12 protein-coding genes are annotated in these 14,780 nt (G+C 60.6%); 10 read left to right on the forward strand and 2 right to left on the reverse strand.

Features of this window, described 5'->3' with window-relative positions:
• The 5 genes from F0M17_RS04885 (at nt 1) to F0M17_RS04905 (ending at nt 8,361) form a co-directional block, all read left to right on the forward strand.
• Complete coding sequence (locus F0M17_RS04885; RefSeq protein WP_038989702.1) at nt 1-1,644, forward strand: ABC transporter ATP-binding protein; 1,644 nt, start codon at nt 1-3, stop codon at nt 1,642-1,644.
• 437 nt (nt 1,645-2,081) lie between these two features.
• A complete protein-coding gene (locus tag F0M17_RS04890) occupies nt 2,082-3,890 on the forward strand; it encodes an ABC transporter family substrate-binding protein (RefSeq protein ID WP_038989700.1) in 1,809 nt (602 codons plus the stop codon).
• A 140-nt stretch (nt 3,891-4,030) separates the two neighbouring features.
• Complete coding sequence (locus F0M17_RS04895) at nt 4,031-5,548, forward strand: ABC transporter permease (RefSeq protein ID WP_073706736.1); 1,518 nt, start codon at nt 4,031-4,033, stop codon at nt 5,546-5,548.
• 51 nt (nt 5,549-5,599) lie between these two features.
• On the forward strand, nt 5,600-6,664 hold the full coding sequence (locus F0M17_RS04900) for an ABC transporter permease (RefSeq protein ID WP_038989696.1): 1,065 nt from the start codon (nt 5,600-5,602) through the stop codon (nt 6,662-6,664).
• The gene (locus tag F0M17_RS04905) at nt 6,661-8,361 is read left to right on the forward strand and encodes an ABC transporter ATP-binding protein (RefSeq protein WP_073706737.1); all 1,701 of its coding nucleotides are present in this window, start codon (nt 6,661-6,663) and stop codon (nt 8,359-8,361) included. The genes F0M17_RS04900 and F0M17_RS04905 overlap by 4 nt, the downstream gene beginning before the upstream one ends.
• A gap of 346 nt (nt 8,362-8,707) precedes the next feature.
• On the opposite strand, the gene F0M17_RS04910 is transcribed toward F0M17_RS04905, so the two are convergent.
• A complete protein-coding gene (locus tag F0M17_RS04910) occupies nt 8,708-9,169 on the reverse strand; it encodes a GNAT family N-acetyltransferase (RefSeq protein ID WP_149596567.1) in 462 nt (153 codons plus the stop codon).
• A gap of 69 nt (nt 9,170-9,238) precedes the next feature.
• On the reverse strand, nt 9,239-9,913 hold the full coding sequence (locus tag F0M17_RS04915; protein ID WP_223308907.1) for a TetR/AcrR family transcriptional regulator: 675 nt from the start codon (nt 9,911-9,913) through the stop codon (nt 9,239-9,241).
• A gap of 183 nt (nt 9,914-10,096) precedes the next feature.
• Here F0M17_RS04915 and F0M17_RS04920 point away from each other — a divergent pair, with 183 nt between their 5' ends.
• The 5 genes from F0M17_RS04920 to arfB all read left to right on the forward strand — a co-directional run bounded on the left by F0M17_RS04920 (nt 10,097) and on the right by arfB (nt 14,759).
• Nucleotides 10,097-11,251, forward strand: a complete 1,155-nt coding sequence (locus F0M17_RS04920) for an acyl-CoA dehydrogenase family protein (protein ID WP_038989689.1) — start codon at nt 10,097-10,099, stop codon at nt 11,249-11,251.
• Nucleotides 11,252-11,337: 86 nt separating this feature from the next.
• The gene (gene dxr, locus F0M17_RS04925; protein ID WP_149596568.1) at nt 11,338-12,552 is read left to right on the forward strand and encodes a 1-deoxy-D-xylulose-5-phosphate reductoisomerase; all 1,215 of its coding nucleotides are present in this window, start codon (nt 11,338-11,340) and stop codon (nt 12,550-12,552) included.
• Entirely contained in the window at nt 12,549-13,898 is a 1,350-nt protein-coding gene (locus F0M17_RS04930) for an RIP metalloprotease (RefSeq protein WP_121866432.1), read from the forward strand. The genes dxr and F0M17_RS04930 overlap by 4 nt, the downstream gene beginning before the upstream one ends.
• Before the next feature lie 23 nt (nt 13,899-13,921).
• Complete coding sequence (locus F0M17_RS04935; RefSeq protein ID WP_038989687.1) at nt 13,922-14,221, forward strand: YciI family protein; 300 nt, start codon at nt 13,922-13,924, stop codon at nt 14,219-14,221.
• A gap of 115 nt (nt 14,222-14,336) precedes the next feature.
• A complete protein-coding gene (gene arfB, locus F0M17_RS04940) occupies nt 14,337-14,759 on the forward strand; it encodes an alternative ribosome rescue aminoacyl-tRNA hydrolase ArfB (protein ID WP_038989686.1) in 423 nt (140 codons plus the stop codon).
• Nucleotides 14,760-14,780 lie beyond the last annotated feature (21 nt).

Raw genomic sequence — 14,780 nt, forward strand, 5'->3', positions numbered from 1 at the left:
ATGACTCAGAGTGCAACTCCAAAGCCGCTGCTGGAAGTCAAGGACCTGGCGATTACCTTCTCCACCCCTGACGGTCCGGTCCACGCGGTCCGCGACGCGAACTTCACCGTGATGCCCGGCGAAACCGTGGCAATCGTCGGCGAGTCCGGTTCGGGCAAGTCGACCTCGGCCCTGGCCGCTATCGGCCTGCTGGCCGGCAACGGCAAGGTCTCCTCCGGCCAGATTCTCTTTGACGGCGAAGACATTGCCCAAGCCAGCGAAAAGCGTTTCGTCGAGCTGCGCGGCAACCATATTGGCATGGTTCCGCAGGATCCGATGTCCAACCTGAATCCGGTGTGGAAGATCGGATTCCAGGTCAAGGAAACTTTGAAGGCCAACGGCTTGGCGGGGGACAACCCCAACAAGCGCGTGGCCCAGGTCTTGGCTGATGCAGGTCTGCCCGATCCGGAGACCCGTGCTGGCCAGTACCCGCACGAATTCTCCGGTGGCATGCGCCAGCGTGCGCTGATCGCCATTGGCCTGGCCTGCCGTCCGCGCCTGCTGATTGCCGATGAGCCAACCAGTGCGTTGGATGTCACCGTGCAGCAGCAGATCCTGGACCATCTGGACACCATGACCAGTGAACTGGGCACCGCGGTGCTGCTCATTACCCACGACCTGGGCCTGGCAGCCGAGCGTGCCGAAAAGGTCGTCGTGATGTACAAGGGACGCGTCGTCGAATACGGCCCGGCGCTGGAGATCCTGCGCAACCCGCAGCACCCGTACACCCAGCGCCTGATCAATTCGGCTCCGTCGCTGTCTGCGCAGCGCGGGGACAAGCACGAGGCCATTGTGGACGAGATTGAGCCGGGCAAGGCTGAACCGCTGCTGAAGGTCAGCAACCTGACGAAGGTCTTCGATATCCGCAAGGGCTTCGGCAAGAAGGAGAAGTTCACCGCGGTGGACAACGTTTCCTTTGAGATCCCCCGGGGCACCACGACTGCCGTGGTGGGCGAGTCAGGTTCAGGCAAGTCGACCATCGCCCAGATGGTGCTGAACCTGCTGGACAAGACCGAGGGCGAGATCATCTTTGATGGCGAGCAGATCGGCAACCTGAGCGAGAAGCACTTGTTCAAGTACCGCCGGCGTGTGCAGCCGATCTTCCAGGACCCGTACGGTTCCCTGGACCCGATGTACTCGATTTTCCGGACGATCGAAGAGCCGCTGCGCATTCACGGCATTGGCAATGCGGCATCGCGGGAGAAGAAGGTCAAGGAGCTGCTGGAGCAGGTCTCCATGCCCGCTTCCACAATGCACCGCTTCCCGAATGAGCTGTCCGGCGGGCAGCGCCAGCGCATCGCCATCGCGCGTGCCCTGGCCCTGCAACCGGAAATGATCGTGTGTGATGAGGCTGTTTCCGCGTTGGACGTGCTGGTCCAGGCCCAGGTGCTGGAGCTGCTCGATGAACTGCAGCGCGAGATGGGCCTCACCTACCTGTTCATTACCCACGACCTGGCCGTGGTTCGCCAGATTGCAGATAACGTCTGCGTGATGGAACACGGCAAGATCGTAGAGCAGGGAACGACGGACGAGATTTTCGATACGCCAAAGAGCGCTTACACCCGCAATCTGCTGGCTGCTATTCCTGGTGCTTCACTGATCTAGCAGCTCCGGAATCAACTGAGTGGGCCGGTGAAACCGAAAGGTTTCGCCGGCCCATTCGGCGCTTAATGTAAGCTCAACCGGCGTCATATTCAACGAATATTTCAGATTTAATGAAACTGAAACAAACGTTGCAAAAATGTTATAAATCACTCCGCGAGTCAACATGCGTGAAACAGTTGCCCGATTGATTTTTCCCAATCTGAAAGAAACCCTTGAAATCTCGGGGATGTGAGGTGCGTCTCGAAAACTGGCGAGTAACAAGCGCATTGCGAATGACTCTCAGGGGCAGGGGGTGGCGGAGATCTGAAGCGCTTCTTTCTATATCCAAGCCAGAAAATTCGGGTTAGTCTATTCCTCAATGGATTGATCATGTGATCTGATCCACAGTGGATCCACCGATCCGGAACTCGTACCATTCAAGAACTCTAGGAGGCGAAATGCGGTTTCAGCGCGTTTCGAAAGCAGTAGCTGTAGGAGCTGCCCTGGCCCTGGCCCTGTCGGCTTGTGCTCCAGGCGGCGGAGACACCGGCGCAGACGCATCGAAGGATGCCAACGCAGGTGGAGGCAACGGCTCGGCAGAAGCAGCGAACAGCGGCAAGGCTGATCTCGGTGATATCACCACTGCCGACGACACCATCAACGTCACCGTGGGTGCACCGGAATTCATCAGCTACAACGGCTTTACTCCGAACACGTACTCCACCTACAACTCGGCGATCGTGGATCGCATGTTTGCCGGCTTCAGCTACTTCGGCACCGACGGCACCCTGTACCCGAACGAGGCTTTGGGCAGCTACGAAAAGGTCAGCGACGACCCGCTCACCATCAAGTACACGATCGCTGAAGATGCCAAGTGGTCTGACGGCACCCCGATCACCGTCGCCGACTCCGTGTTCGCATGGGCAGTGCAGAACCTGAACCTCAATGAGGGTTCCAAGGAAAAGCCGCTGTTCAACTCGGTTTCCGTTGATCTCGGCGACACCGTGCCAGAAGGCCCGCAGGGCGACTGGGACGGCAAGGAATTCACTGTTGAGTTCGCCGAGCCTGATCCGGACTGGGCTCTGCAGACCTGGATGCTGCACCCAGCGCACGTTGTGGCCGAGGAATCGGGCATGAGCACCGAAGAACTCGTCAGCGCCATCCGCGCCGGGGAGTCCGACAAGCTGAAGAAGGCAGCCGACTTCTGGAACGAAGGCTGGATGACCGACCCGGGCAAGCTGCCCGATGAGAAGATCTCGCCTGTATCCGGCCCGTACAAGCTGGGCAGCTGGAAGGCTGGCGAATCCGTAACTCTGGTTGCCAACGAGAACTACTACGGCCCTGCACCGGCAACCAAGGAATTGACCTTCCGATTCCTTGAAGACGCCAGCATGGTCCAGGCGCTGCAGAACAAGGACGTCGACGTCATCAATCCGCAGCCGACCGTGGATACGCTCGCGCAGCTGGAGAACCTGGGCGACGCGGTGGCTATCCAGAAGGGTGACACCCTGACCTGGGAGCACCTTGACTTCAACTTTGCCGAGGGCAACGCAATGACCAACCTGGAACTGCGCAAGGCCTTCGCCATGTGCGTTCCACGCCAGCAGATTGTTGACAACCTGGTCAAGCCGCTGAACCCTGACGCCATCGTGATGAACGCCCGCGAAGTCTTCCCATTCCAGGACAACTACCAGGAAGTAGTGGACGCATCCTATGACGGCCGCTACGACGAAGTGGACATCGAGGGCGCAAAGAAGATCCTCGAAGAGCAGGATGCTGTTGGCACCGAAGTGCGCATCGGCTACTCGGCACCTAACGAGCGTCGTGCCAACGAGGTTTCGGCCATCAAGTCCTCCTGTGACGAAGCCGGCTTCAAGATCGTGGACTCCGGTTCGGCTGACTTCTTCTCGCCAAATGGTGCACAGGATCGTGGCGACTATGAGGTAGCGCTGTTCGCTTGGGCAGGTTCCGGCCAGATCACCTCCGGCCAGAACATCTACGCCACCGGCAAGCCGCAGAACTTCGGCCAGTACTCGAACCCTGAAGTCGACGCCGCATGGGAGACCCTGGCAAGTTCGCTGGACCCAGCAGTCCACGCGGAACAGACCAAGAAGATCGAGAAGCTGCTGTGGGATGACCTGTTCGGCATCCCGGTATTCGCCCACCCAGGCTTGAGCGCCTCGGGTTCGGATATCCAGAATGTCCGCCACACCGCAACGCAGGACCAGATCGTCTGGAACGCCGAGCAGTGGGTACGTGCTGAGTAATTGCCCTAGGCAGCGTACTTGCACAACGTGAGCGAACACGTGCGGGGCCCGATCACAAGTCGGGCCCCGCAGTGTGTTCAAAGGTCCCCAACCGCAAGGGCCGGCTCACTTCCGTGAGATGAAAGTAGGACATTAGAACCGTGTGGAAATTTATCGCCAAGAGACTGGGCTCAGCGCTGGCAGTGCTGTTTGCCGCATCGCTCTTGCTCTACGTACTGGTTATCAATTCAGGCGACCCGCTCAAGGACCTCCGCGAAAGCAACGCGGATAACCGCGAGTACCTGATGGCCCAGCGTGTGGAATACATGAACCTGGATGCACCGTGGTACGGCCGCTACTGGGACTGGCTGACAGGTGCCAGCAAGTGCCTGATTGGCCAATGCGACCTGGGCCGGAATATCAACGGCGTAGAGGTCTCCGGCCTGCTGGCCAACGCCGCATCATCCACCTTGCGCCTGGTCGTGCTCGCTACGGTGATTGCCGCGGTTCTGGGTATCGCCATTGGCGTGCTGACTGCAATCCGCCAGTACTCCGGATTGGATTACATCGTTACCTTCCTGACCTTCCTCTTCTTCTCGCTTCCCGTCTTCTGGGCAGCTGTGCTGCTCAAGGAGTACCTGGCGATCAGCTACAACGACTGGCTGGCCGATCCGCAGATATCCGTGGGGACGTCCATAGCCATAGGCATCGTTGTCGGCCTCGTCTTGCAGATGTTCCTCGGCGGCTCGCTCAAGCGCCGTGGCATCACCTTCTTCGCCTCCGCGGTTTTCGTCCCGCTGGTGCTGCAGTACAGCCTGTGGCTGAATTTCTACCGCTACCCGCAAATGGGCCCGGCCATCATCATCGTGCTGACGGCTCTGCTGGCCCTGAGCGCCACCGCCATGAGCGTTGGCCTGAAGGAAAAGCGCGTGCTGTACCCGGCATTGATTACCGTGGTGCTGGTCCTGGCCATGTACTACGCGACCTTCTACATGCTGCTGGAGCCAAATGGCTGGATCCTCTTCTTCGGCCTGGTTCTCGCGGTAGTGATCCCGGCAGCCATCGGGCGTTTCATGGGAGGCCGCCTGCGCAAGGCAGCCATGTCCGTTTCCATCATCACCGGTGTCGCCGGCGCAGCGTTGACCGTTATCGACCACCTGTTCCGTGCGTGGCCCGGGTTCCTGGACGTCAAGGGACGCCCCATCGCGACCATCGGTTCCTCCACGGCCAACCTCGAGGGCGGCTTCTGGGACCACTTCCTGGATAACGGCACCCAGCTGCTGATGCCAACGATCCTGCTCGCGGTGATCTCCCTGGCCAGCTACTCGCGCTACACGCGTTCCTCCATGCTCGAAGTGCAGCGCCAGGACTACATCCGCACCGCGCGCTCCAAGGGCCTGAGCGAACGCACCGTGATCTTCCGCCATGCGTTCCGCAATGCGATGATCCCCATTGCCACCATCGCCGCCTTCGACTTCGCCGGCCTGATCGGCGGCGCAGTGATCACCGAGCGCGTGTTCGGCTGGAAGGGCATGGGCGAAATGTTCGCCACCGGCCTGGACCATGTCGACCCGGCACCTGTGATGGCGTTCTTCCTGGTTACCGGTACCGCCGCCATCCTCTTCAACTTGCTGGCGGATATCGTTTACGCCCTGCTTGACCCACGAATCCGAGTCTAGGAGGCATGAACCAATGAATTTCCTTCATGCCTGCAACCCTAAGGACCAGCGATGAGCACCACGAATAACAACTTGAACGAGCCCCAAAATCTCTCTTCCGTGGCCGAGGTGGAAGACGCCAAGCTGGCCCAGATCCACGAAAAGCCGAAGAGCCAGGGACGCATCGTCTTCGATCGCTTCGTCAGCCACAAGCCGGCGATGATTTCCACGATCGTGCTGATCGTCATCACCGTTTTCGCATTCAGCTCCATCGGCTGGGGCCCGTTCCCCGGCTGGTGGGGGCAGAACTACTACCATGCCGGAGCGGTCGTGGACGGCGGCAAGCCGACGCTGAGCCTGGTTCCCACCTGGCTTGGCGGCGAAGGCTTCCGCATCGGCGAGCACCCCTTCGGGCAGGACTCGGTCGGGAAGGACTACTTCGCGCTGGTCATGAACGGAACGCAGAAGTCCATCATCATCGGCGTCGTCGTCGGCCTGGTCGCCACCGTCCTGGGAACCGTCATCGGAGCTGTTTCCGGCTACTTCCGCGGCTGGGTCGATGAAATCCTGATGCGCATCACCGACCTGTTCATCGTGATCCCGCTGCTGGTCCTGGCGGCAGTGCTCGGCAAGATGGCCGGTGCCTCCACCGGCTCCATCATCACACTGGCCCTGGTGCTCGGATTGGTGACCTGGACCGGACTGGCCCGACTGGTCCGCGGCGAAATCCTGTCGCTGCGCGAACGCGAATACGTGGCCGCAGCCCAGGCCATGGGCTCGAAGACCAGCCGCGTGATCTTCAAGCACCTGATCCCGAACACCATGGGCGTGATCATCGTGAACGCCACCTTCGCGATCGCCGGCGCGATCCTGCTGGAGTCCTCGCTGTCCTACCTCGGCTTCGGCGTGAAGGCCCCGGAATCCTCGCTGGGCTTGCTGATCAGCCAGTACCAGAACGCCTTCACCACCCGTCCATGGCTGTTCTGGTGGCCAGGCATGATCATCGTTGCCATCGCCCTGTCGGTGAACTTCCTGGGTGACGGCCTGCGCGATGCTTTCGACCCGCGCCAGGTCGGAAAGAAGCGCCGCCGCCGCGCTGGCATGTTCGCCCTTCCAACCCGCAAGGAGAAGCCATGAGCCACGCAGCACCAATGAATGAACAAGGCTCAGAAGACTTCGCACTGAGCTTCAACGACCTCAACGTCGTCTTTGCCACCGGCGGTGCCGACGTCCACGCGGTCAAGGGCTTGTCCTTGGCCGTCCGCCCGGGGCAGGTCGTCGCGCTGGTCGGCGAGTCCGGTTCCGGCAAGTCGGTCACCTCGACGGCGGCCATGGGCCTGCTGCCGGAAAACGCGAATGTCTCCGGTGCCGCCAAGGTCGGAAACGTCAACGTAGTTGGCCTGGACGAAGGCAAGCTGCGCAAGATGCGCGCCACCGATATCGCCATGGTCTTCCAGGAGCCGATGACGGCACTGAACCCGGTGCTCACCATCGAGCGCCAGCTGACCGAAGCGCTGGAACTGCACGACATCGCCTACGGCAAGGAAGCGACCGACCGGGCTATCGAGCTGCTGGAAATGGTGGGCATCCCGGATCCCGCCAAGCGCATCAAGCAGTACCCGCACCAGTTCTCCGGCGGCCAGCGGCAGCGCATCGTCATCGCCATGGCGATCTCCTGCGACCCGAAGGTCATCATCGCCGATGAGCCGACCACCGCACTTGATGTGACGGTGCAGGCCGAGATCCTCGATCTGCTGCGCGAGCTGAAAGACCGGCTGAATACCGGCATCCTGCTCATCACCCACAATATGGGTGTTGTTGCGGATATGGCCGATGAAGTGGCAGTGATGTTCCAGGGCAACCTCGTGGAGACGGGCACCGTGGATCAGGTATTGCTGCGCCCAGAGCATCCATACACCCAGCGCCTGCTGGCTGCGGTGCCCCGCCTGTCCACTCCGGCCGTTGTCACCACGCAGGCCGCTGCGCACAGCTCGGAAACCGCCCCTCCAGGGCGCGAGCTGGTTCTGGAAGCCAAGGACCTCGTGCTGGAGTACGACATGCGCGGGAAGATCTTCCGCGCCGTGGAAAACGTGAGCTTCGATGTTGCCAAGGGCGAAGTCCTGGGCATTGTGGGCGAGTCCGGCTCGGGCAAGTCCACAATTGCCAAGGCGGTGCTGGGCCTGTTGCCGGTAGCTAGCGGCACCTTGTCGGTCAGGGGCCACAACCTGCCCAAGCTTTCCCCGAAGGAAGCACGCAAGGTCCGCAAGGACATCGGCGTGATCTTCCAGGACCCGGCCGCATCCCTGAACCCGCGATTCCCGATTGGAGAATGCATCACAGAACCCATGGTGGTGCACAAGATCGGCAGCAAGGCCGAGCGCACCAAGCGTGCCGAAGAATTGCTCGATGCCGTGAAGATGCCGCGCAACGTGATCAACCGGTACCCGCACGAGCTTTCCGGCGGCCAGCGCCAGCGTATTTGCATTGCCCGTGCGTTGACCTTGAACCCGGAGCTGCTGATCGCCGATGAGCCGACCAGCGCCTTGGACGTGTCGGTGCAGGCAGTTGTCCTGGAAATGCTCCAGGAGCTGCAGCGGGACTTCAACTTCGCCTGCCTCTTCGTCAGCCATGACCTGGCGGTCGTGGACATGCTGGCGGACGCGGTCGTGGTGATGCAATCCGGCAAGGCGGTTGAGCAGGGCATGGTGGACACCGTGCTGCACGCCCCAACCCATGAATACACAAAGCGGCTGTTGGCTGCGGCACCTGTTCCGGATCCGCATGAGCAGGCAGTACGCCGAGAGGCTTGGCGCCTGCTGAACAACACGAAGTAGGCATTGCGCTGAACAGCGAATGGGGCGCGTTTCCAATATTGCCATTGGAAACGCGCCCCTTTCGCCCGCCATGGCATTTTGCGGTTGTCCGCACGTTGAAAGCGGTGCTTGCAGGCCCGCGGAAGACGGGAGTTGAGTACCACAGCGTTGTGCCCGGCAGGTTGGGTGAAGGCTCAATTCCGATGAACAGACGCCCAGCCAGCCTCCCGCGGAAACAACGTTGCCTTTCGCAGAACGAAGGCAACGTTGCGGCCCGCCGAGGGGCCAACTTTGGCTGCAGGACCGTGTTAAGAAGCAAGAGCCGGCTCTCAATTGAGAGCCAGCTCTTGCTTAATGCGTTGGGAAATTAATCCAGCTGCATGACGTTTTCGGTGACAACCTCTGCACGGGCGTTGGAGAAGATCTGCTCGGTGCCGATGGTCTTGAAACCGCGGCGTTCCAGGACCTTGATCGAACCCAGGTTGTCCTGGACCACGTGTGCGGTCAAGGGGCGCTTGGTGTATTCGGCAAGGAATGCTTCTACTGCGCTGGTGGTCAGTCCCTTGCCCCAGTACTTGGTCGAAGTCCAGAAATTGATTTCTGGTACTTCGCCGTCGAAGACCAGAATGGATCCAACGACTTCGCCCTCATTCTCGATGGTGCGAACTAGAACATTAGGATCGTTCAGAATCGAGTTCCAGTGGTGGTCGAATACCGCGCGGTCGGCTGGGTTACGCGCCTGATAAGCGGCCATGAGGTTCGCCTCGGGTTCTTGCTGGTGAGCGAAGAATGCGTCCAAGTCGGAAGGGCGGACTTCACGTAGCTGCACGATAAAGGCCTTTCAATCGTATGGGTCAGCGTGCCGGTTTCGGCACGCCAGGGAATAGTGGCTTGAAACCTACACTACCGGGGAAGTGAGCGCCGCGAGTGCCATATTGGACAATAACGGCTTCAAACCCGATTTTTTAGTCCTCGGTGAGTGAGCGGAATGGGCTGTTGAGTTAAGCAAGCCGAAGACAGCATGCGCACGGAACCGGTGCGACTGCTTGCTTCCGGTGGGATGCAATTTTGCCAATTCGGTAGTCCATAGCCCGATATAGGAGTTCTGGAGTTTGCGAACCAGTTCCAGCTCGGCCTTCGGCAACGATTTCAGGTCGCGGTCTTGGACCTGCAGGATATCCGGGCGGGACAGCGAGAAATCGGTGTGGAAATCCACCAAGCGCGACAGCACCTCCAGGGGAGTGCCGCCGGCTTCCGCCGCTGTGCAACCTCCGGCGTAGATGTCTTTGGACATGTCTACCAGCAGGGCGATAAGCACGGCCTGCTTGCCAGCGAAATGCCGGTACACTGCCGGACCGGAAATTCCGCAGGCCGCGCCGAGGTCTTCCAGGGAAACGCCCGCGTAGCCATTCAAGGCAAATAGCCTCGTGGCTTCGCGTAACAGCGCTTCGCGTCGTTCAGCTTTGGCGCGCTCGCGATCTGTTGGTTCATTGAGCGATTGATATTTGCTCGCCAACACCATCAACTCCTTACGTTTGCCAAGCCCAGTCTGGACAACTGTGACGGCTGCCACTACTGTCAAAAATGTAGCTGTTCTACCCACCCGTAGGCAGTGACCAGTTAATAAATATTAACCATACTCGTCGCAGCGTGCGCTTCCAAGAAACTCGCGCACCAAGCGCAGAACATGACCGCCATCGGATAATGCACACTCCGCAGCCGGTGTCGGTTCGTCCCTCAACGAAGAGAGAGCCTGATGATTGACCTCGAACTCGACGACCAGCATCAAGACCTGGTTGACATGGTCCGCGAATTCGCCCGAGAAGTCGTTGCTCCGCAGAGCGCGCAGAACGATGCGAACCATGCCTTCCCTTACGACATCGTCAAGCAAATGGGGGAGATGGGTCTCTTTGGACTTCCGGTCTCCGAAGAATTCGGCGGTTCCGGCGGCGACTACTTCCACCTCGCGCTGGCGCTTGAAGAGCTGGGCAAGGTCGACCAGTCGGTAGCCATCACCCTGGAAGCCGGTGTCTCCCTGGGCGCGATGCCGATCTACCGCTTCGGCAGCGAGGAGCAAAAGCAGAAGTGGCTGCCTGACCTGGCCGCTGGTGAACGTTTGGCCGGTTTCGGCCTGACCGAGCCGGGCGCAGGATCCGATGCATCAGCATCCTTGACCAAGGCGAAACTTGAAAGTGGCCAGTGGGTCATCGACGGCGCCAAGGAATTCATCACCAACTCCGGCACCGATATCACCTCCCTCGTCACGGCTACCGCAGTGACTGGCGTCGATGAAGCAACCGGTAAAAAGGAAATCTCTGCCATCATCGTGCCGACCGGTACCGAGGGATTCACCGCGGAAAAGGCCTACGACAAGGTCGGCTGGCGTGCCAGCGATACCCATCCGCTGAGCTTCAGCGGAGTGCGGGTTCCGGAGGAGAACCTGCTGGGCGAGCGCGGACGCGGATACGCCTACTTCCTGGAAATCCTCGACGAAGGACGCATCGCCATCGCCGCCCTGGCCACCGGCGCTGCGCAGGGCTGCCTTGACGAGGCGGTTAAATATGCCAAGACCCGTACCTCCTTCGGCCAGGCAATCGGCCAGTACCAGGGCATTTCCTTCATGATTGCCCGCATGGCCTCGCGCGCCCACACTGCCCGCTTGGCCTATTACGCGGCCGCGGCAAAAATGCTTGCCGGCAAGGACTTCAAGATTGAAGCCGCGCACGCCAAGCTGATTGCCAGCGAAGCGGCGATGGACAATGCAAGAGATGCTACCCAGATCTTTGGCGGGTACGGATTCATGAATGAGTCATTGGTGGCACGCCACTACCGCGATTCGAAGATCCTGGAAATCGGAGAAGGGACCACGCAGGTCCAGCAGATGCTCATTGCCCGCAGCCTTGGTCTCTGAACACCACCCGCAGGGAGCGCCGCATTCTGATTCCAGGGTGTGGCGCTCTTTGGGCGCTCACAGTTAAACGAACCATAATAGGTTAGGTGAGCTTCCAGAAAACCTTCATTCCAGCCGGGCATCCCCGTCGAGTCAGCCTGATCGGTTCCACCGGTTCCATCGGTACGCAGGGACTGGACGTCATCGAAGAGGCATCCGGCCAATTCTCCGTGGCCGCCTTATCCGGCGGATATAACCTTGAACTGTTGGCTCGCCAGGCCATCAAGCACCGTCCTGCAATGGTCGGCAGCGCCGTGGAATCAAAGGATGAGCTGGCCGCGGCCATCCAGGAGGCCGCCGAGGACGCATCGGTGACCGGATACGAACCCGAGCTGGTGGTTGGCGCGCAGGCAGCCACCGAGGTAGCCGCGTTCGCCGAGGCCGACGTAGTGCTCAATGGCATCACCGGTGCCATTGGACTGGCTCCGACCATCGCTGCGCTGGAAGCCGGCCACCTGCTGGCCCTGGCAAACAAGGAATCCCTGATCATCGGAGGCCAGGTAGTCAAGCAGATCGCAGCCCCTGGCCAGATCTCGCCGGTAGACTCCGAGCACTCCGCCCTTGCCCAGGCCCTGCGCTCTGGTGCGCCGGAGGAAGTGGCCAAGTTGCTGGTCACGGCCTCCGGAGGCCCATTCTTCGGCTGCAGCTACGAGCAGCTGCGTGATGTCACCCCTGCCCAGGCACTGGCCCACCCGACCTGGGACATGGGGCGCATGGTCACCACCAACTCGGCCACCATGGTCAACAAGGCCCTGGAAGTCATCGAAGCCCACCTGCTTTTCGACGTGCCGCTGAAGAAGATCGAGCCCGTGGTGCACCGGCAGTCCATCGTCCACTCGATGGTGGAGTTCATCGACGGTTCGGTGATTGCCCAGGCATCGCCGCCGGACATGCGCCTGCCCATCGCCCTGGGCATCAATTGGCCGCATCGGGTCGACGGGGCCGCGAAGGCCTGCGATTTCTCCACCGCGGCCAGCTGGACCTTTGAACCGCTGGATGAAGAAGTCTTCAGCGCTGTGAAGCTTGCCAAGCAGGCAGCGTCCTCGTCGGGGACGCATATGGCCGTCTACAACGCCGCCAACGAAGTTGCAGTGGATGCCTTCCATGATGGAAAGATCCGCTTCACCGGCATCGTCGAGACCATTGAACGCGCACTGGACGCGTACACCCCGGTGAATGCCGAGCTGTCGGTGGAAACAGTGCTGGAAACCGATCGTTGGGCCCGCGCCCATGCAACGAAGATCATCGAGGCGAGCGCATGAGTGCATTGCTGTTCATCGGCGGCGTCCTGTTCATGCTGGTAGCCGTCGGGCTGTCCATCGCGCTGCATGAAATAGGGCACCTGGTGCCCGCGAAGCTCTTCAAGCTGCGGGTTCCGCAGTACATGATCGGTTTCGGCAAGACACTGGTTTCCTTCAAGCGGGGTGAAACCCAATACGGCATCAAGGCGCTGCCACTGGGCGGCTACATCTCGATGGTCGGCATGTACCCGCCACGCGAGCAGGTCGCTGCCGATGCTCCGGGGAAGAAGCCGAATCTCTTCCAGAAGGTCTTCGGCCAGATGGTCGATGACGCGCGTTCGCAGGCCAACGAAAACGTGCTGCCCAGCGATGAAGGCCGGTTGTTCTACCAGCTGCCGATCTACAAGCGCGTGATCATCATGCTCGGCGGCCCGATCATGAACCTGCTCATCGGGTTCGTGGTGATCGCCATAGTGCTCACCAGTTTCGGGCAGGCCACCCCGACCACCACGGTCTCCGAGGTGTACCAGTGCATTGCCAGCGCGCAGAACGCGGAGCAGACCGAATGCACCGACGAGGACGTCCCGGCTCCTGCCTACGAGGCTGGCCTGCTGCCCGGCGATACGATTACCGCGGTGAACGGCACCCCTGTCGCGCAAGCCGAGTGGAACAAGCTCACCGATGTCATCCGCGATCACCCAGGAGAGCCCATCACCCTGGAATACTCCCGTGACGGGCAGAGCCATACCACTGAGCTGACCCCGTACCTGACCGAGCGTCCGGCCACTGACGAGAACGGCTATGTGCTGCTCGATGAGCACGGCGAATACATCATGACCAAGGTCGGTTTCGTCGGGATGGGCTCTTTGCAACGCGACTTGACCCAGCCCCTGAGCGCGGTTCCCGGTGTGATCGGGGAGCAGCTGCTGAAGATCGGTGACGTCATCCTTCACCTACCCCAGCGCATGGTGGATGTCGCCCAAGCGGCCTTCGGCAATGAGGAACGCGACCCCAACGGGCCGGTGTCCATTGTGGGCGTTGGACGCATCGCCGGTGAGATTAGCGCCGAGGATTCCATCTCGGTCGCCGACAAATTCGCAACCTTGCTGTCGCTCGTCGGGGGCCTGAACTTGGCGCTGTTCGCCTTCAACCTGATCCCGCTGCTGCCGCTGGATGGCGGCCACGTGGTGGGCGCGTTGTACGAGGGGCTGAAGCGCATGTTTGCACGGATCTTCAAGATCAAGAAGGTCAAGCCGGTTGACACGGTCAAGCTACTGCCCCTGACCTATGTCGTCGTGGTGGCGATGCTGGTCATGGGCGGGCTCTTAATATATGCGGATATCTTCAAGCCGATACAACTGTTCTGAGACGAGAGAAATAAGCTGTAGACATGACTGTTTTTGCTGTTGAATACGCTTACGCCGAAAATTCCACCGAGCTGCGCGACGAACACCGTCCAGCGCACCGCGAGTACCTCGGGGGATTCCTTGGCGAAGGTTCGGTACGCCTTCTGGCTTCGGGGCCAACTCCGGTCAGCGACGGCGCGCTGTTGATCTTCGCAGCCGAATCGCAGGTGGCATTGGAAGACGTGCTGTCCAATGACCCATTCCAGCTGGTTGGCGCAGTCGGCTCGGCCACCATCACAGAATGGAACCCGGTCATGGGCCTGCTGAAGGAATTCGCTTCCTAGGCGACAGGTTGCATGTGCCAGCCTCCGTTGTTCTGTACCAAGAACGGCGGAGGCTGGCTGCCTTAAACGGCATCGATGGCCCAGACTGGTAGGGGAGAAGAAAGGGGAGAGCATTATGGATGTGCAGATTACGCCGGCACTGGCGATCCCTGCAGCGGAGCTGAAATGGCATTTCTCCCGTTCTTCAGGCCCAGGCGGCCAGCATGTGAATACCTCTGACTCCCGCGTGGAGCTCGCTTGGGTGATTGGCGCTTCACGGGCATTGTCCGACTGGCAGCGCCAGAGGCTGCTCGAGAAACTCGGACCGCGCCTCGTGGCTGGAGCACTGGTCGTGACTGCCGCCGAGGAACGATCTCAATGGCGCAACCGCCAGATTGCGCAGGAGAAGCTGGGACGCATCATCGAAAAAGCCCTGGCCCCGGATGCGCCCGCGCGCAAAGCAACGAAAGCCACCCGGGGATCGCACCGGCGCAGGCTGAGCGCCAAGGCCAATCGCTCGGCCACGAAGCAGCTTCGCCGCAAGCCGGGAATGGACTGACCGGAGAAAGCAACTACTGTG

The organism is Glutamicibacter sp. ZJUTW (assembly GCF_008370855.1).
Taxonomy (GTDB): Bacteria; Actinomycetota; Actinomycetes; order Actinomycetales; family Micrococcaceae; genus Glutamicibacter; species Glutamicibacter nicotianae.